A 17,142-nucleotide genomic window follows, 5' to 3' on the forward strand; every position below is an offset into this window, starting at 1 on the left:
ATTCGTTGTACGACGGTCAGGCTGTAATGTCAATCACTGATAGTTTTAGACTTCCGGGCGCAGGCGGGACCTGATCAGCAACGTTGCCCGAACCGTCCCATCGACCGTCCAGGCCGCAAGGGCTCCCGCATAGATCGGTCGACCCAGGCCGGCGCACGCGGCGATGGCCACGACATTGCCGGCCACCAGCCCCACCCACGAACGCGTGATCGCAAAGTTGGCCGTGAGTCGTTGATGGCCGCCGCCCACCAGCACCGGGCCCAAGTACGACAACGACGCCACCAGCAGTTGCACGTATGCCCCGATCGCCAACGCCGGAATCACCGCTCCCGAGATCGGGGCCCGGCCGTCTGCGGCGTGAACCGCCGCCAGCGTCACCCCACCGATCCACCAAGCGATCGAGGCACTCGCCTGCACCAGCCTGGGTCCGGCCCAATGAAACTGCTTCCCACCCAGGTTCGGGAGGAGCCCAACCAAGGCGAGCAACGTGGCGGCATACAACCCAAACCCCGCCGTCGCCACCACCTTCCACTCGCCCAGTAGCCCGACGACCGCCAGCACCAGGGCGACAGCCATCACCGCCTGCATTCCAAACTGAGCGCGCTGGGTGGCCCGCTTCGACGGCTTGACCTTGGCCTGGGTCGCCACGAAGAAGGGCAACGTCCCGGCGATCACCAGTCCGGACAGTCCCAACAGGTTGATCGTGGCGTGCACCTCGCGCAGTTGCCCGTACCAACCACCCCCGCCGCCCGAACCCAGGATTGCGCCAAGGGTGATTCCAACCAGACCCAGCAGGGCGCCTGCCACATAGGCCACGATGGCGGGGCGCAGCCGCCGTTGCAGCGCGTTGCGCCCAATGCCGACCAGAATGACGATCAGCACCACCAGGCCGGCGATCACCAAGAGCCCACCCAGCCCGGTGAGTGCATCGGCCGGCACCTCCCGGCCCACAGCCACCATCACCGTGCCCGCAGCGATGAGCACACGTTGGGTCATCACCAGGGTTGCGTTGGGTGCCGGTGCCGCACCCCAGGTCACCCCCAGAAACTGGGTGACCCCGGAGATCGCCAGCAGCAGCGCTCCCGCAAGCGCCAGGTGCAGTGGCAACCACGGCCCGGTCGAGTGGGGCACGGCACCCGCCACCGCAGCGGCCAACAAAAACAGGGCCACCAGCACCAAGGTTGGTCGAGCCTGCGCCTGGGCCTGCGCCACCCGGTTGGGGGCGGCCTTCGGTTTGGAACTCCCAGCGTCGGCCAAGCTCATCGTCGGTCATGGTAGGTCGGGCGCAGGATCGTTTCACCCGTGTGACCTGATCGTCCCAACGTCACAGCCCCAGCGTGCCGACGTCGTACACCAGATCGTTTCCCTCCACCCTGGCCTCGGCCAGCGGAGGGTGTTCGTTCAGTTTCCCGGTGTGCATCACGTGAAGCACCGGAATGTGTTCAATGAGCACGAGATGGTCTGACACCAGCCTGCGGTGGCATTTCCACCACACCGATTCGCTGCACATGATCGCCGTCGGCTGCTCGGTGGCCAGCGTCAGCAACTGGGCCATGCCCGAGGCGAAGTCGTTGGTTTCCATGTAGTCGGCGTAGGAGCGAAATGCCGGGTGCCGAAGCGCCATATGGCGCGACTCGTCCTGAGACCGGCGTCGTCCCCCCAGCACTTTGAGCCAGCGGTAGTCAATCCCCGCCGCCGGCACCCAGCGCTCCATTTCCTCCCGGCCGAACTGCGGGTTGTGTCGGCTGCCGGGAAAGGACCGGATATCGACCAGCCGGGTGATGTCTTGCGCCTCCAGCAGCTCCATCAGCGCTTCGGCGGGCAGCGTGCCATGACCAATCGTGTAGATCGCGTCGGGCCCCGCCCCGCCATCGGTCGATACCGTTGCGCCATTCACCTCATCGTCATCCCCGAATCGCGCTGACAGCAAACCCTTCTCCTCCGCCGGTTTCAGGGTCCCGAAACAGCCGGCCAACAGCAGTTCCGGGTTGGACGGTGCCCAGCGGGCAAACTATGGAACACCCAACGACGAACGAGGCCGCCTTCGGCGGTAGGGGGATCACATGAGCGGTGGCCTGGTTGGTCTTCTCGACGACATCGCCGCACTCGCCAAGCTGGCGGCAGCCTCCATCGATGATGTTGGTGCGGCCGCCGGACGGGCCAGCGTCAAGACCGCCGGGGTGGTCGTGGACGACACCGCGGTCACCCCCACCTACGTCGATGGGCTGACCGCCGATCGGGAACTGCCGGTGATCAGGCGGATCGCCACCGGTTCGCTGCGCAACAAGCTGCTGATCATCCTCCCGGCTGCCCTGCTGCTCAGCGAGGTTGCCCCGATCCTCGTCGAGATCATCCTCATGTTCGGTGGCGCTTACCTGAGCTTCGAGGGGGCCGAAAAGATCCACCACCGTTTCAGCTCCCACGTCGACGAGGCCGCGCACGATGCGCCCGACCTCATTGCCCCGGCCGACGGCCCCGAGCAGGAGGAGCAGACGGTGAAGAGCGCCGTTCGCACCGATTTCATCCTGTCGACGGAGATCATGGTCATCGCGCTGAAAGAGGTGATCGACGAGGGCCTCTTCTCCCGAGCGATCATCCTGGCAATCGTCGCCGTGCTGATCACCGTGGCCGTGTACGGCGTGGTGGCGCTCATCGTGAAGATGGACGACGTGGGGCTGCACCTCGCCCAGCGATCGGGCAACGGGTCGCAGCGGGTGGGACGGGCATTGGTCAATGGCATGCCCAAGCTGTTGGCCGCCCTGGCCACCATCGGAACCGCCGCCATGATCTGGGTCGGCGGCCACATTCTGTTGAACGGCACCGACAAGCTGGGTTGGCACGGCCCCTACGATTTCGTGCACTCCCTGGAAACGCGGGTGCACGACATCGCTGGCATCGGGGGCGTGCTGTCGTGGGTGGTCAACACCCTGGCATCCGCGTTGATCGGTCTGGCGGTCGGCTTCGTTCTCGTCGCCGTCATCACGCGGGTCAAGGCGGCACGCACTCACGGATCGAGAGCGACTCACTGATGTTTCACGCCGGCGGCGCCTCCTACGACCTCTTCATGGGTCGATACTCCGCCCCGCTGGCGGCTGAATTCGTCGACGCGCTCAACCCGGTCGCCGGCCAGCAGGTCCTCGACGTCGGATGTGGGCCGGGAGCCCTGACCTCGGCGCTGGCCACACGCCTCGGCCCGGCAGCGGTGGCGGCATGCGACCCCTCGCCCGGGTTCGTCGACGAGTGCGCCAAGCGCAACCCGGGCGTCGAGGTGCAGGTCGGCAAGGCCGAGGCCATCCCGTTCACCGACGCCCGGTTCGACCTGGCCGCAGCCCAACTGGTCCTCCACTTCGTTGCAAACGCCCCGGCAGCCGCCGACGAGCTGCGGCGAGTCGTGCGCCCCGGCGGCACCGTCGCCGCCTGCGTGTGGGACGCCGAGCGGGAGATGGACGTGCTGCGAGCATTTTGGGACGCCGTCCACGAGGTCGACCCCGACGTGTCGGACACCACCCGAGAGCTGCGATTCGGCCGTCCCGGCGAGATCGCCAGGCTCTTCGTCGAGGCAGACCTCGTTGACATCAACGAGACCACCATCGAGGTGCACACCACCTACGTCGACTTCGATGAGGTCTGGACCGGTTTCCAGGCGGGTATCGGCCCCGCAGGCGCCCACTGTGTTGCGCTCCCCGCCCTCCAACAAGCATTGCTTCGCGATCGTCTCTACGAGCAGTTGGGGTCGCCCCCCGGCCCGATCACGCTCACAGCCGTTGCCCGCAGCGTCACCGCCATCCGCGAGGTTCCATAGCTCCGGTCGACCAGGAGCGGGGTTGGAACAGGCATCAGCCCATTGATGCCAAGGGGTAACCGTGTGACCCGCACGTGAGGTCAGCATCGGCCCAATTCCCAAAGGAGCGGCGCTCACGAGCAATCCTCCAATCACCCGAGCCGACGACCACATCGCAGGCCGGACCTGGTTGTGGGCGTGTCGTCAGCTCGGCGACCACGTCCGGACCGTTGCTGAGGTCGCTGGTGAGTTCGGCGCTGATTGGCACACCATCAGCGACGCTGTGAACGGTTGGGGTGAGGCGCTCCTCGAAGCCGACACCGACCGGACCGCCAAGGTGAGCAATCCTCACCAATCGGTGGGTCGGTAGTCCTTGAGGAACTGTCCCCACACATGGGTGCCGGTGTTGGCGCCGTCGATGATCGGGTCGACGATCCTGGCGGCGCCGTCGACGATGTCGAGTGGCGGGTGAAAGCGGTGCTCGGCTCGCTTCTCGTTGGCCTTGTCCACCGGGTCCTCGTCGGACACCCACCCGGTGTCGACGCTGTTCATGTGGATGCCCGAGGCGTGGAAGTCGGTCGCCGAGGTGCGGGTCATCATGTTGAGCGCCGCCTTGGCCATGTTGGTGTGTGGGTGCTTGGTGGTTTTGAATCGTCGATAGAACTGGCCCTCGACCGCCGACACGTTGACGACGTGCTTGTGGGCGCCCGGGGTCGCCTCCATCAGGGGCCGCAGGCGGGCGTTGATCACAAACGGTGCAACCGCGTTCACCAGTTGGGTTTCAAGCAGTTCCACCGACGACACCTCGTGCAGCAACAGGCGCCACGAGTTTCGGTCACGCAGGTCCACTTGTTGGAGGTCCTGGTCCAAGCGCCCCTCCGGAAACAAGGCATCGCCGTCCCCGCCGTGGTCACCGGGCAGCAGCGGCACCTGGGACAGTTCGGCGGCCCGCGTCAATCCCGAAGACCCGGCGGAGGGGCCGTCACCGTCGGGCGCGGTCAGGGCCACCCCCGATGCATCGGCGGGCAGCATGTCAGAGCGGCGCAGCCCCTCGTAGGCGCCGACCAACGCCAACACCTCCGGCGACAGCGATGCCAGCGCGGCGGTTTCGCCCTCCATCATGTGCCCGTAAAAACCCGGCGGTCGGCGCACGGTCTGACAGGCGTTGTTGACGATGTGGTCCAGCCGGTCCCGAGTGTTCAGCACGTGGGAGCAGAACGCCTCGACGCTGGGGGTGTGGCGCAGATCGAGGCCAAAGATCTCCAGGTGATCGCCCCAGTCCTCAAAGTCGTCCTCGGCTGCGTACCGAGCCGCGGCATCACGGGGAAAGCGCGTGGCCACGATCAACTCGGCACCACAGCGCAACAACTTGATGCCGGCCTGGTAACCGATCTTCACCCGGCCGCCGGTCAGCAACGCCACCGTGCCCGTCAGGTCGGCGGTCTCACCACGCTTGGCAAAGTTGAACTGGGCGCACTCGGGGCAGAGCTGGTCGTAGAAGTGGTGCACGGAGGAGTACTTCGCCTTGCACACGTAACAGTGCTGCGGCTCGACGGTCTCGCGAAACAGCGCGTCGTCAACATCTGCCTGCTCGAACCCCTCCGGGGGGAACACATTCGGCGTCGTGAACACGGGTTTGTCGCGCAGGGTGCGGATGCCGGTTTCCGACAGCACCTCATCGTCGCGCCGGATCTTCTGGGCCCGCTGCGCCTTGCGTCGGGCCTTCACCCGAAGCCGCCGCTCATCTGCGTCGCCACAGAACACGTCGCCCGCAGCGTTCAGCAGCGCCGTTCGCTCCTCGACCGACAGGGGTGCCAGCAGGTCCTTCGCCCCGGCGACCCGCCGGAGGAGCGCGGTGGCCTCCAGTAGTTGTGCCCGCAGATCGTCGTCGCTGCTCGATGCGCCCGAGTCGTTCACCGCTCGACTGTACCGACCGGCTTCTCAACGCCGGCAGTCCACACGAACTGGTCGCCGACAACGACAACCCGCCTCGCTCCTGCGGCCGATTCGGTCTGCCGGGCCCACCCAGCCTGAGTTGCGTTCGGTATTAGCGGTTGGGTTGGGGCGTTCAACGCTGTGGGCCAGGAAAGGACCGGCTGATCATGGCGAAGATCGTGGTGTACTCGATGGCCTACCGGGGCCATGTGTTCCCGTACGTTCCGATCGCGTCCGGTCTCGCTCGCGCGGGCCACGACGTGGTCGTTGTCGTGCCGGAGGAGTTCCACCCGCTTTCGCATCCGAGCCGTTCCGCGCGCCCGTCGCGAGCTGTATCGGAAGACCCAGGATCGACTTCGCCCATTCGAAGAGATCGTCCGTGTGCGGGTCCAAGAGAGAATTTATACTCGAATATCGGTTGCTTGCCACTCGTTTTTCAAGTATGGTGCACGGGATGTTGTCGAGATCGGCTCATCAACGAGAGATCGCCAAGCGTTTGGAGTCCAACCCGGCGGTGGCGCTGCTCGGGGCCCGCCAGGTCGGTAAGACCACGATCGCACACCGTATTGCGGAGGAATGGGACGGCGAGACTGCATACTTCGACCTCGAACGACCCGCCGATTTGGCCCGGCTGACCGAACCAGAGTTGGCCCTGGAACCACTGAGCGGGCTGGTGATCCTCGATGAGATCCAGCGGCGCCCCGATCTGTTTCCAGTGCTGCGCGGCCTGATCGACAGAGACCCCAACCGGCACTTCCTCATCCTTGGGAGCGCCGCTCCAGAACTGCTTCGTCAGTCATCGGAGACGCTGGCCGGGCGCATCTCCCACTACAACCTGCCGCCGTTGCGAGTTGATGAACTCGCTGCGGCCGATCGGCTGGACCTCAACTCGCTGTGGCTTCGCGGGGGATTCCCGCGCAGCTACCTCGCAACTGACGACCCGATCAGCTTCCAGTGGCGACTCGATTTCGTCCGCACGTTTGTCGAACGCGACCTGCCGGCACTCGGCAGCACGGTGCCCAGCGCAACGCACGACCGGTTCTGGCACATGTTGTCCCACGTGCACGGGCAGGTCTGGAACGGGGCCAGGTTCGCGTCTTCCTTTGGTGTTGCGGCCACGACGGTGCGCAGCTACCTCGACCTGTTGACGTCGGCACTGGTCGTGACCCAGCTGAAGCCGTGGCACGAAAACGTGTCGAAGCGCCAGGTGAAGTCACCGAAGGTGTACATCGCCGACAGCGGGCTGCTGCACGCGCTGCTGGATCTCCCCGACCGGACTGCTGTTGAACGCCACCCGATCCTTGGTGCGTCGTGGGAGGGTTTCGTGATCGACCAACTGGCCTCGATCACAGGAAGCCGCCCCGACCAGCGCTACTTCTGGGCCACCCACGCCGGAGCCGAACTTGACCTACTCATCGTGCGAGGCGCCGAACGAGTCGGCTTTGAGGTGAAGCGAACCTCCGCACCTCGCCCGACCAGGTCGCTTCGCATGGCGATCGACACGCTCGGCCTCGATCGCACCTACCTCGTGCACGCAGGCGAGCACACCTTTGCGCTGACCGCCGATGTTGAGGCCGTGAGCATCAACGAACTGGCCACGCGAACCGACTGGTAACAATCTTGACAGGCACTCAATCTCGTCGGCTCCCCACCGTACAAACAGGCGGACCCGTGGGGAGCCTTACCGGAGGTCCGCGTCGCTCCAGGACGCCTGTTTCAGCAGCCCCCAACAACAAGGCTTTTCAAGAGGTGGCCGAACTCGGTCAAAGCCGACGGTGTCAACGTGCCCAACTTTGCCGGGCTGAGGCCAAGCAGTCGAGCAGCCGAGCAGCCGAGCAGCCACATCCGAATCGAAGACATGAACCTCTGGCGCTGACCCCGACCGGACCTTGAGCGTGCGGCCCCAGACCGGAGGAGGGGCTACATCGCCACAATCGAGCCTGTCGTGCCCAATCGCTCGGCATAGCCGGTCGACACGACCTCCGGGTCGCCTGGAATACTGGCAGCCATGACAGACGCAGATGCAGCCAAGGTTGAAACCGCCCTCGACGCCCTGTTGGCGGACCACGATCCGAAGGCTGAGGGGTACGAAGAGTTTCGGGGACACCAGTTTGATGCTGGATTGGCATGGGTGCAGTACCCCGAGGGCAACGGCGGGCTCGGCGTGGCTCCGCAGTTGCAGCGGAATGTGAACAGGCGCCTGGCCGAGGCGGGCGCACCGCCCATGGACCTGTCGATGTTCTTCATCGCGCTGGCCGGCCCAACCATCGTCACCCACGGCGACGAGGCCGTGAAGCAGCGTTTCCTCCGCCCGATGTTCACCGGCGAGGAGAAGTGGTGCCAGCTGTTCTCAGAGCCCGGCGCCGGATCGGACTTCGCTGGGCTTGGCTGCAAAGCGGTCAAGGACGGCGACGAGTGGGTGATCAACGGCCAGAAGGTGTGGAACACCCTGGCCCACATCGCCGACTGGGGCATGTTGGTGGCCCGCACCGACCCCAGCGTGCGCAAGCACCGTGGCATGACCTACTTCGCCCTCGACATGCACGCACCCGGTGTGGATGTGCAGCCGCTGCGCCAGATCACCGGCGAGGCCGAGTTCAACGAGGTCTTCATGACCGACGCGATCATCCCCGATGCCCACCGCATCGGCGCCGAGGGCGAGGGTTGGCGGGCGGCGCTCACCACCCTGATGAACGAGCGCACCGCCATCGGCGGCAGCGGTGGCGGTGGCAGCGCCCCAAAGGCTGGCACCGGGCCGATCGCCGAGCTGATCACCGCCTACTCCGACCATGCCGACACGCTGTCGGCGGCCGCCCGCGACGAGGTGATGCAGCTGTACGTCCGGGCCGACGTGTTGCGCCTGACCAACTTCCGTGCCTCACAGGCCGCCAAGGCGGGCAACCCCGGACCCGAAGGTTCGGTCGGTAAAGCCGTCAGCGCCGTCTTGAACCAGGAGATCACCGAGGCCGTGCTCGACATGATGGGCCCCGCTGGACAGGTGGGCTACGACTTCACCTTCCGCCGCCCCACCATCGCCGCACTCACCGGCGGCACCCCCGGGCATGCGTTCCTTCGGTCCCAGGCCAACACGATCGAGGGTGGCACCACCAACATCATGAAGAACATCCTCGGCGAACAGGTGCTGGGCCTGCCCGGCGAGCCTCGCAGCGACAAGGACATCCCCTGGATCGACGTGCCCCGCGGGTAGCCGCACCCTGTGGCACGGATCGACGTGCCCGCGGGCAGTCAGTTCCCGACGCCAGTCGTTGGACGGTGGTGGAACCTGCCGAGCGGGCGGGCGTGTCGCCGGTGACCAGTGGATGTCATCGCGGTTGGATCTCACCCGCAGAAGACGTCTCGCCGACCAGGTGTTCGGACAGGGTCCACAACCCGGCAGCGGTGTCCGGGTCAAGCGCGTAGCCCATCACGCCCGGCGTGTGTGCCACATCGTCGATCACCGGAGCCACGGCGCAATCCTCGCAGTAGCGACCGCCCACCGCGTCGGCGTCGGCCACAAAGCCGGCCCACACCGAGGTGGCCGCCCCTTGCTGCACATTCTTCCACTTGATCTCGGCGCCACTTCGGGCCTCAATCAGCGCATTGATCGTCTCGTCGGTGAGATGGCGACCAAGATCGGTGACGATGCCGCCCGGGTGCACCGCCGTCGCCCGCAGCCCCTGGCTGCGGTAGCGCCGGTCGAGCTCGACGGCAAACAACACGTTGGCGGTCTTGGCCCGGCCATACGCCATCCAGGCGTCGTACGGGGTGCGCTCGAAATTGGGGTCGTCCAGGCTGACGTCGCCAAACCTGTGCCCGGACGAGGACAACATGACCACGCGTGCCGCCTTCGCGTTGAGCAGCAACGGCAGCAGGCGGTTGATGAGCAGGAAGTGCCCCAGGTGGTTGGTACCAAACTGCAGCTCGAACCCGTCGGTGGTGCTGCCCTGCGGGCAGGCCATGATGCCGGCGTTGGCGATCAGCACGTCGATGCGGTCGTGGCCGTCGGCGACATACCGGTCGGTGAACGCCCGAACCGACTCCAGCGAGGCCAGGTCGGCCTCGTAGAGATCAACCTCGGAGGCGCCCGCCTCGGCAAGGGCGGCACGCGCCTTGTCGATGTTGCGCACCACACCGACGACGTGTGCTCCGCGTGCTGAGAGCGCTCGGGCGGTTTCGATACCCAGCCCGGACGAGGTGCCGGTAATCACCACGTTGCGTCCGTTGAGGTCGAGACCATCGAGCACCTCGTCGGTGGTGGAGTCGGCGTCGAAATGATCAGCGGGGAGGGTCGTCACGCTGCATCACTATCATCTCGGCCATGGGGGACAGCGGACGCGAGATCGAAAAACTCATCTTCGCCTACGCCGAGTACCTCGATTCGGGAGACCTTGCCCGAGTGGCCGATCTGTTCGCCCACGGGCGCATTCAGGCCGCGCCCGGCGTGGTGCACGAGGGTGCCACACAGGTTCGAGCCATGTACGACGACGCAGTCAGGCTGCACGCGGACGGCACCCCTCGCACCAAGCACCTCATCACCAACGTTGCGGTCGACATTGGCGACGATGGCCAGACCGCAAAGGCTTGCTCCTCGTACACGGTGCTTCAGGCCACCGACGGGCTGCCCCTCCAGGCGATCATCACCGGGCGGTACCACGACACCTTTCATCGCGTGGACGGCGAGTGGTGCTTCGACACCCGGGAGATGTTCGTGGACCTCACCGGCGACCTCACCCATCATCTGAAGTTCAACCCGTAGGGAGCGACCAGTATGGAACGACTGACCAACAAAGTGGCCCTGGTGTCGGGTGCGGCCAGCGGCATCGGCGCCGCCGTGGTCGACCGCATGACAGCCGAGGGTGCCACCGTCGTCGCCGCCGACATCGCTGAGATCGACGACGGCGTCACCTGCAACGTCACCGACCCCGAGTCCTGCGCTGCGGCGATCGCCGAGGCTCTCGAGCGCCACGACCAGCTGGACATCGTCGTCAACGTTGCCGGAATCGGTGCCGGCGGCCGGATCGAGGACGTCACCCCGCAGGAATGGCACAGGGTGATTCAGGTGAATCTCACCGGCACCTTCCTGCTTTCCCAGGCGGCGCTACCTGCGCTGCTCGAATCGAGAGGGGTCATCGTCAACATGGCCTCGCTTGCCGGCGTTCGCGGGACGCCCTACAACGCCGCCTATTCGGCATCGAAGGGCGGGGTCATCGCGCTGACCAAATCGATGGCGGTCGAGCTGGCGTCGACGGGCGTGCGCGTCAACGCCGTATGCCCTGGTGCTGTCAACACCCCGTTTCTCAGCGACTACCACCTGCCCGAGGATGCCGATATGACGCTGCTCCAGCGCTCGATGTCACCTTTGGGGGGATTGGTCGAGGCAGACGAGGTGGCCGCCGCAGTCGCCTACCTGGCCTCGGATGAGGCCGCCAACATCAGCGGCACCACCCTGGAGATCGACGGTGGTGCCAGCGCCTGAGTTTCTTCGGCGGAGCGGCGGCACCGTCCGAAGCGACCCGACCGCCACGTCGACCTGGACGTGGACGAGCACGTAAGCCAACGAAGGAGACGGAATGGAGTTCACTGAAGGGATGTCGAAGGTTGCCCAAGCCTTCGAGTTGGTTGGGGTGGGCATCCTGATCGTCGGCGCCTTGCTGGTTACATGGACCAGCGTCGTTGCACTGATCCGCGGGCAGCCGGCCTACGAGCAGAGCCGGATCCGCCTGGGTCGCACCCTGCTGTTGAGCCTCGAGGTGCTCGTCGCAGCCGACGTGATCAAGACCGTGGCGGTGGAGAGCACGGTCGAGAGCGTGGTCACCCTGGGCGTACTCGTCGTGGTGCGAACCGTGCTGAGCCTGTCGCTCGACGCCGAGGTCGATGGCATCGCTCCGTGGCGCAGAAAGAAGTTCGAGGCCGAGCAGGCTGAGCGGGGGCTGTCCGAGTTGCCACCTCACCAGTAGACCGGCGGCTCACGCGCTCCTCCGGAAACATGGGTCCGTGTACGAGGGTGCCAAGATCTCAGATCAGAACGGCAACGAGATCGGCCCGATGCGTTACAGGTGCGGCTCTTCCCCAGCGACGCTCCGCTGGCCCAGATCCTCGAAGAACCGCAGCAGGTAGCCGTCCGGATCCTGGACCCACACCTGGCGGTTACCCAGCTCGGTACTTCCCCGCCGGTACCAGCGGTCCTCCAAGGGAAGGAATGGCATCACGCCGTGGCGGTCGAGCGATTCGAGCAGTTCGCCGAGGCCGCCCGGGCATTCGATCTGCAGGTTGACCCCGCGCCCAAAGGGTCGTTCCAGTGGCGCCACCTCGACGCGGTCGTTGGACTGAATCTCGTCCAGCATCAGCTCGGCGCCCGCGCGATCGAGGTAGACAAATCGCTCCTCTGGGCGCTCGTAGGCGACCTCGAAGCCGAGAGCGTCGACGTAGAAGGCGCGGCTCGCGCCGAGGTCGCTCACCTTGAGTTCGGGCACCAGCCGAATTACGCCCACAGCGCTGAGATCGGTACGGCCCACACATCATCACCAAGCGGCAGGATGTGTCGCCCGGCGTCCATGACGAGGTCGACCTCGTCGCGTTGGCAGTTTCGCCAATGAAACATGCCGTCGACACCTCCGACGCAGTCCAGCTGCGTGGCCAACTCGTTCACGACGAAGGTCTCGAACCCGTCGGCTTCACCGTCCGCCCTCGAAGAGCGCTGTCACCGGCACGGCCCAGATGTGTTCGTCGAGCTGGGTGACCAGGCGCCCGGTATGGACGACGAACGATCGAATCAGCCGTTCGCCGGCCGCCTCGGCAAATGCCCGCAGACCTCGGGCGTCGCTGATCGACACGGTTGAGGCCGACTTCACCTCGAACGCCAGGTACGAACCCGGTCCGTCTCGCAGCACGAGGTCGACCTCGTGGCCTGCCCGGGTGTCGCGCCAGTGCATCAATCGAGCGGGCGCGACCGACCAGGCCGATTGGGCCAGCAACTCGTGGGCCACCAGGTTTTCCAGGAGTGACCCGCTCAGGGCTCGCTGGCGCACCAACCGCTCCGGGGACGTGTCCGCCGCCCATGCGGCCAGCGCCACGTCGCTCGTAAACACGCGTGGATGAGCGGTCACGCTCTGGTGCTCGTTGGGACGGACGGCCGGAACGCTTTCGAGCAGAAACGCCGTGGTGCAGAGTTCGAGGTAGCGCTGAAAAGTATCGGCGCTCATCGAGAGTTCCGATGCCGCTCGGCTGATGTTGAGGATCTGTCCCGGGTTCGCCGCCAGATACCTGAAGGTCTGGGCGAGCCGGGACCGATCCACCCGACTCCCCGCAAGGTTCATCGTCAGGACACCTTCGACGTAGGCCTCGATCAGCGCCCCTCGGAGCGCCGTGCCAGCCGCGGGGTTCAGCGCGATCGGGGGAAGGCCGCCGGCCACCAAAGCCTCGGTCAGGTCGAGCAGATCGATCGCCTCCCGTGGCTCGAGGGTCGGATCACCAGTCCACCAGTCAGCCAGCGTGGAACTTGGGGTCCCTGCCAGTTCGCTGCGTGTGAACGACGTCAGGCGGGCGCGCACCGCCCGACCGGCCAGCGGATCGCCACCGCCCAGCGCACCTCGGCCGATGCGGGAGGAGCCGGTGAGCAGCACCTGTCCGAACCGACCCGACTGGTCCACCAGGCGCTTGACCGCCACGGTGAGGTCGGGGATGAGCTGAGCCTCATCGATGAGCACCGGGCCAGGCGACGCGTCGAGCACTCGAAACGCGTCAGCCTCCAGCGCCGCCAGATCGGCGGGATCGGACAGGTCGAACACCGTCTCGAAGGCGCGCTCGGTGGCTATCCGACGAGCGAGCGTCGTCTTGCCGACCGACCGGCCTCCTTCGATGACAACGACCTTGGCCGAGTCAAGCAACCGTCCAATCGTCGGCTCTATGCCTCGCCGTAGGAGCCCCATGCGCCCAGACTAGTGCTTTTTCAGTGTCCAGCCTATGGCTTTTTCAGAGTTCAGGGCTGGGTATTCGCTGGATCGTCAGGCGAGCCGCAGGAACATCTTCTCGACCTCATCGATCGGGTAGCCCTCCGCCTCGGCCTTGTCCGGGTTGGAGATGCAGTACTCCATACCGGCGCTGACCAGGCGAAACCCCGTGCGCTCCAACGCCCGGTTGGCGGCGGAGATCTGGGTGACGAGGTCTCGACACTCCCGACCCTCCTCCAGCATGCGCTCGATGCCTTGGATCTGACCGCCGATGCGACGAAGTCGCTTCCTCAGGTCGTCGACGACCTCCTCGGGCAGATCCACTGCTACACCTTGGCGCCGCGTCGACCGAACCACGACCGCTTCGCTGTGGAGTTGCCGGCGCCTCGGGCGTGGCCCTGGCAGCGATCTGCAGGGGCCACGTCGCCGAGCACCTGCTCGATGTGGCTGCCGCAGCCGGCGTAGGTCGGTCGTTGACAGGTTGGGCACGTCACTCGTTGGCACATGCTCACATGATACCCCTAGGGGTATCAGGATGCAACCGCCCCTGCCCCACCACCCCTCACGGTTTGGAGCGGCTCAAGCACCTGCACCGGCAGATTGGGATCGACGGCGGCAACCTCCTCGACGAACCCGCCAAGGTTGACGTTGAAGGAGTACCCCATCTCGGCGTCGACAGGACGAAAGAAGTCATCGTGGTGATGGGCGATAATCAGGCCAGGGTCGACCGCAGCGATGATGCGGCGGGTGAAGTTGGGCGACCACAGCCGTCCGGCAATCCCGCACAACAGCACATCGACCCCCGTCGTGGAGATCTCATCATCGATCAGGTCGGCCGAGCCCTGGTGGTACATCGTGATGCCGGCGACCTCGATCGTGAACGCCCAGACCTGGCCACAGCGATACTCCCGGCCGCCGAGGTGCTTGAGGGATCCACACGTCAGCTCGCCGTCCATGGGCACCTTGCGGCCCAGCAGCAACTTTGAATGCAGGCTCGGGGTAAACGAAATCGTGAACGGGCCGATCTCATACCGTCGACGCGGCTCGACCACCACCGCCTGCTCGGCCAGCCCGAACAGGCCGAGCAGGTGCCGCACCGACTCCGAGCCGTATACCGGGCAGCCGTGGGCGGCGGCCAGGTGGGGCACGTCGACTGCGTGGTCGAAGTGGCTATGACCGACGAGCACCGCATCGGCGTTGGGCAGCACGCGGTCAACCATCGCCGCGTCGCTCTGCAACACGCGGTTACGGGCCAGGTCGCCCAGGGACACCCGGGACAGGTAAGGGTCGATCACGATCGTCGTGCCCTCGTAGGCGAGCCGGAACCCGGCGGTTCCCAGCCATTGGATCTCCAGGCCGACCGGGAGGCCGACCTCGTGGCTGCCCCAGTTGAGATCGGCCTGAACGCTCGGGTCGTTGCGGTGACGAACCGAGCCGATCATCGCCGAAACGCGAGACGGGCCAAGGTGTCGTAGGTCCATGTGTGAAGGATCCTCCATCGTCGGGACAGCCCGGTGGGTTGCTCAATCGGTCTGACGGCACACGTAGGCCACCGAGGCGAACGGCGCCAGCTCGACGTCGAGCCGATCCAGGCGGCCGACGTCCCGCATCCGCCAGACATCGCGCACCTCGGCATCGCCGTCCCAGCCGACCTCGCCGAGCGGGAGGCTCACCCGTCGCGTCCGACGCCCCATGTTGGTGATCGACACCGCCAACGAGCCATCCGCCAGTGGCTTGGCGAGCACCCACGGGCGAAAGCGGGGCGAGACCTTGCGGGCCTGGACGCCCAGCTCGTCCTGGTTGATCGCCAGAATCTCGGGGTTGGTCAGCAACCGCCGGTCGAACTCGCCGGTTGAGGCCAGGTCGTGGGAGGTGAGCAGCGGAGCCGCCATCATGGCCCACAGGGTCATGTGGCTGTGGGCCTGCACGTCGCTGATGCCGCGAAAGCTCCACACCTTGGGCCGGGGCCCCTTGGGCAGCCGCAACTCCCCGGTGCTCCTGCCCCGACCCCGATTGCCGACCAGCAGCATGTCGGGATCGTTCCAGTGGCCCGGCCGGGCGTAGCGGTTCAGCTTCACGTTGCGGGCGGCGAGGCCGCGCACGCCGAGCGGCAGCCAGGAGTAGGAGTCGAAGATGTCGGGCGTGGTCCGCCAGAGGGAGCCGCCAAGGTCGGCGGCCCAGCGCCAGGGTTGACGCAGGCCCCACTCGCACACGCTGAACACGATCGACCGGTCGGCCTCGGCGAGCGCCCGCCCCATGGCCCCGTAGCGTTCGATGGCGGCGTCCCGGCCGACGGGGGCGTGGCAGTAGTCGTACTTCAACAGATCGACGCCCCACTCGGCGTAGGCCGCGGCGTCGACCTGCTCATGGCCCAGGCTGCCGAAACACCCTCCGCAGGTGAGCTCGGCGGCATCAGAGTAGATGCCCAGCTTCAGGCCCAGCTGGTGGACCCGCTCGGCGACCGGGGCGATGCCCCCGGGGAACGTCTCAGGGTTGGTCAGTGGTCGACCATCGGCGGAGCGAGCGGAGGCATGCCAGAAATCGTCGATGTTGATGTACGAGTAGCCGAGGTCGCGCATGCCGGTGTCGACCATCGCCTGAGCCACCGCCAACACCACCTCGGCGCTGACCGTGGCGCCGTACACGTTCCACGAGTTCCAGCCCATCGGTGGGGTCAACGCCAGCGTGCCGCCAAGGCACAGGGTGACCGGCTCGACAATCGCGCCCAGCGCGTTGGTGGCGGTCACCACCAACGCGTGCTCACCGGGACCGGCCGGGGCCACGCCCCTGACAATGCCGTCGCCATCCACGGTGAGCCCGTCGGGCAGCCCGGCGACCTCAAAGCGGAGTGGTCGCTCGCCGCTGACGGCGAGCGGATGGATCAGCTCGGTTCCCGGCCGGACCCCGAAGCGACGGGCGCCGTGCAGCTGCGGAGGGCCGGCAAACGGATCGAACGAGGCGATGTCGGGGGTGGACATTGCGCCGACCATACCGAGCCCCCCATCGGCGGACACCCATTCATTGATGGACGCGGCGCGTTGACGCCCGTTCTCAGCCTGGAATCGGGGCCAACGGACGATGCTCGCCGCGAGGCCCCGGGGTGATGTTGACCACCTGCCCGGGTTCGACCAGGCGGATGAGATGCCAGACACCCTTCGGCACCACGAGGGCCTGGCCCGGCCCGACCCGGACGGTCCGTGTGCCAGAGTCGAGTTCGAGGTCCACATCGATCACGCCGGAGACCGTGATCAACACCTCGTCGCCGTCCGGGTGCATCTCACCGCTGTGTGGCGGCATGGAGTCCGCCGTCAACGAGCCGAGGCCGATCGTGTGCCCTTCGAGGCGCACGGGCGGTCCGGACCCATGTGCCATCAGGCAGACCTCGCCGTGGGATGCCGACAGTCCGATCACCTCGCCCGCCATGTCGATCACCGTGCCCGGCTCGATCTCGCCGCTGTGCTCATCCATGTACCCGCT

19 protein-coding genes are annotated in these 17,142 nt (G+C 66.3%); 7 read left to right on the forward strand and 12 right to left on the reverse strand.

All coding sequences use genetic code 11. From position 1 onward, the window contains the following. Positions 1–45 precede the first annotated feature (45 nt). Entirely contained in the window at positions 46–1,263 is a 1,218-nt protein-coding gene (locus tag MPARV_RS0105425; RefSeq protein WP_020377526.1) for a hypothetical protein, read from the reverse strand. Between the two features lie 61 nt (positions 1,264–1,324). Next, positions 1,325–1,930 carry a DUF488 domain-containing protein gene (locus MPARV_RS0105430; protein ID WP_200865188.1) on the reverse strand — a complete coding sequence of 202 codons (606 nt, stop codon included), beginning with the start codon at positions 1,928–1,930 and terminating at the stop codon, positions 1,325–1,327. A gap of 133 nt (positions 1,931–2,063) precedes the next feature. Here MPARV_RS0105430 and MPARV_RS0105435 point away from each other — a divergent pair, with 133 nt between their 5' ends. Together MPARV_RS0105435 and MPARV_RS0105440 are read left to right on the forward strand one after the other, a co-directional pair. Next, on the forward strand, positions 2,064–3,029 hold the full coding sequence (locus MPARV_RS0105435; protein WP_020377527.1) for a DUF808 domain-containing protein: 966 nt from the start codon (positions 2,064–2,066) through the stop codon (positions 3,027–3,029). Then, complete coding sequence (locus tag MPARV_RS0105440) at positions 3,029–3,802, forward strand: class I SAM-dependent methyltransferase (protein ID WP_020377528.1); 774 nt, start codon at positions 3,029–3,031, stop codon at positions 3,800–3,802. The genes MPARV_RS0105435 and MPARV_RS0105440 overlap by 1 nt, the downstream gene beginning before the upstream one ends. 327 nt (positions 3,803–4,129) lie before the next feature. Here the strand turns inward: MPARV_RS0105440 and MPARV_RS0105450 are convergent, their stop codons facing one another. Further along, the gene (locus MPARV_RS0105450; protein ID WP_012224293.1) at positions 4,130–5,698 is read right to left on the reverse strand and encodes an SDR family NAD(P)-dependent oxidoreductase; all 1,569 of its coding nucleotides are present in this window, start codon (positions 5,696–5,698) and stop codon (positions 4,130–4,132) included. 472 nt (positions 5,699–6,170) lie between these two features. Here MPARV_RS0105450 and MPARV_RS0105455 point away from each other — a divergent pair, with 472 nt between their 5' ends. After that, positions 6,171–7,331, forward strand: a complete 1,161-nt coding sequence (locus MPARV_RS0105455; RefSeq protein ID WP_020377530.1) for an ATP-binding protein — start codon at positions 6,171–6,173, stop codon at positions 7,329–7,331. A 393-nt stretch (positions 7,332–7,724) separates the two neighbouring features. Continuing rightward, entirely contained in the window at positions 7,725–8,924 is a 1,200-nt protein-coding gene (locus MPARV_RS0105470) for an acyl-CoA dehydrogenase family protein (protein ID WP_020377532.1), read from the forward strand. A gap of 115 nt (positions 8,925–9,039) precedes the next feature. Here the strand turns inward: MPARV_RS0105470 and MPARV_RS0105475 are convergent, their stop codons facing one another. Continuing rightward, positions 9,040–10,011 carry an SDR family NAD(P)-dependent oxidoreductase gene (locus MPARV_RS0105475; protein WP_020377533.1) on the reverse strand — a complete coding sequence of 324 codons (972 nt, stop codon included), beginning with the start codon at positions 10,009–10,011 and terminating at the stop codon, positions 9,040–9,042. 23 nt (positions 10,012–10,034) lie between these two features. Between MPARV_RS0105475 and MPARV_RS0105480 the strand changes: the two genes are divergently transcribed. The 3 genes from MPARV_RS0105480 to MPARV_RS0105490 all read left to right on the forward strand — a co-directional run bounded on the left by MPARV_RS0105480 (position 10,035) and on the right by MPARV_RS0105490 (position 11,673). After that, a complete protein-coding gene (locus MPARV_RS0105480) occupies positions 10,035–10,472 on the forward strand; it encodes a nuclear transport factor 2 family protein (RefSeq protein WP_012224282.1) in 438 nt (145 codons plus the stop codon). A gap of 12 nt (positions 10,473–10,484) precedes the next feature. After that, entirely contained in the window at positions 10,485–11,192 is a 708-nt protein-coding gene (locus tag MPARV_RS0105485) for an SDR family NAD(P)-dependent oxidoreductase (protein WP_012224280.1), read from the forward strand. 94 nt (positions 11,193–11,286) lie between these two features. Next, positions 11,287–11,673 (forward strand): DUF1622 domain-containing protein, encoded by a 387-nt coding sequence (locus MPARV_RS0105490; RefSeq protein WP_012224278.1) that lies wholly within the window; start codon positions 11,287–11,289, stop codon positions 11,671–11,673. Positions 11,674–11,766: 93 nt separating this feature from the next. On the opposite strand, the gene MPARV_RS0105495 is transcribed toward MPARV_RS0105490, so the two are convergent. The 8 genes from MPARV_RS0105495 to MPARV_RS24580 form a co-directional block, all read right to left on the reverse strand. Continuing rightward, on the reverse strand, positions 11,767–12,231 hold the full coding sequence (locus MPARV_RS0105495) for a bleomycin resistance protein (RefSeq protein ID WP_202948809.1): 465 nt from the start codon (positions 12,229–12,231) through the stop codon (positions 11,767–11,769). Continuing rightward, entirely contained in the window at positions 12,198–12,365 is a 168-nt protein-coding gene (locus MPARV_RS24575; RefSeq protein ID WP_012224274.1) for a hypothetical protein, read from the reverse strand. The genes MPARV_RS0105495 and MPARV_RS24575 overlap by 34 nt, the downstream gene beginning before the upstream one ends. 25 nt (positions 12,366–12,390) lie before the next feature. After that, positions 12,391–13,644 (reverse strand): ATP-binding protein, encoded by a 1,254-nt coding sequence (locus tag MPARV_RS0105505; protein ID WP_012224272.1) that lies wholly within the window; start codon positions 13,642–13,644, stop codon positions 12,391–12,393. Between the two features lie 75 nt (positions 13,645–13,719). After that, complete coding sequence (locus tag MPARV_RS0105510; protein WP_012224266.1) at positions 13,720–13,989, reverse strand: metal-sensitive transcriptional regulator; 270 nt, start codon at positions 13,987–13,989, stop codon at positions 13,720–13,722. A gap of 2 nt (positions 13,990–13,991) precedes the next feature. Beyond that, positions 13,992–14,171, reverse strand: coding sequence for a hypothetical protein (locus MPARV_RS0105515; protein WP_031277352.1), 180 nt, complete (start codon positions 14,169–14,171; stop codon positions 13,992–13,994). Positions 14,172–14,195: 24 nt separating this feature from the next. Continuing rightward, positions 14,196–15,146 (reverse strand): MBL fold metallo-hydrolase, encoded by a 951-nt coding sequence (locus MPARV_RS20865; RefSeq protein WP_157789468.1) that lies wholly within the window; start codon positions 15,144–15,146, stop codon positions 14,196–14,198. A gap of 42 nt (positions 15,147–15,188) precedes the next feature. After that, positions 15,189–16,643: a glycoside hydrolase family 27 protein gene (locus tag MPARV_RS20870; protein ID WP_172636557.1), complete on the reverse strand. Its 1,455-nt coding sequence runs from the start codon at positions 16,641–16,643 to the stop codon at positions 15,189–15,191. Between the two features lie 73 nt (positions 16,644–16,716). Beyond that, complete coding sequence (locus MPARV_RS24580; protein ID WP_020377539.1) at positions 16,717–17,133, reverse strand: cupin domain-containing protein; 417 nt, start codon at positions 17,131–17,133, stop codon at positions 16,717–16,719. Positions 17,134–17,142: the final 9 nt, after the last annotated feature.

It is taken from the genome of Candidatus Microthrix parvicella Bio17-1, from assembly GCF_000299415.1.
Taxonomy (GTDB): domain Bacteria; phylum Actinomycetota; class Acidimicrobiia; order Acidimicrobiales; family Microtrichaceae; genus Microthrix; species Microthrix parvicella.

Coding starts and splice junctions, on each gene's coding strand:
- MPARV_RS0105485 (WP_012224280.1), top strand. CDS start 10,485: ATGGAACGACTGACCAACAAAGTGGCCCTGGTGTCGGGTGCGGCCAGC.
- MPARV_RS0105440 (WP_020377528.1), top strand. CDS start 3,029: ATGTTTCACGCCGGCGGCGCCTCCTACGACCTCTTCATGGGTCGATAC.
- MPARV_RS0105435 (WP_020377527.1), top strand. CDS start 2,064: ATGAGCGGTGGCCTGGTTGGTCTTCTCGACGACATCGCCGCACTCGCC.
- MPARV_RS24580 (WP_020377539.1), bottom strand. CDS start 17,133: ATGGATGAGCACAGCGGCGAGATCGAGCCGGGCACGGTGATCGACATG.
- MPARV_RS0105425 (WP_020377526.1), bottom strand. CDS start 1,263: ATGAGCTTGGCCGACGCTGGGAGTTCCAAACCGAAGGCCGCCCCCAAC.
- MPARV_RS0105470 (WP_020377532.1), top strand. CDS start 7,725: ATGACAGACGCAGATGCAGCCAAGGTTGAAACCGCCCTCGACGCCCTG.
- MPARV_RS0105505 (WP_012224272.1), bottom strand. CDS start 13,644: ATGGGGCTCCTACGGCGAGGCATAGAGCCGACGATTGGACGGTTGCTT.
- MPARV_RS0105455 (WP_020377530.1), top strand. CDS start 6,171: ATGTTGTCGAGATCGGCTCATCAACGAGAGATCGCCAAGCGTTTGGAG.
- MPARV_RS20865 (WP_157789468.1), bottom strand. CDS start 15,146: ATGGACCTACGACACCTTGGCCCGTCTCGCGTTTCGGCGATGATCGGC.
- MPARV_RS0105480 (WP_012224282.1), top strand. CDS start 10,035: ATGGGGGACAGCGGACGCGAGATCGAAAAACTCATCTTCGCCTACGCC.
- MPARV_RS0105515 (WP_031277352.1), bottom strand. CDS start 14,171: ATGTGCCAACGAGTGACGTGCCCAACCTGTCAACGACCGACCTACGCC.
- MPARV_RS0105490 (WP_012224278.1), top strand. CDS start 11,287: ATGGAGTTCACTGAAGGGATGTCGAAGGTTGCCCAAGCCTTCGAGTTG.
- MPARV_RS20870 (WP_172636557.1), bottom strand. CDS start 16,643: ATGTCCACCCCCGACATCGCCTCGTTCGATCCGTTTGCCGGCCCTCCG.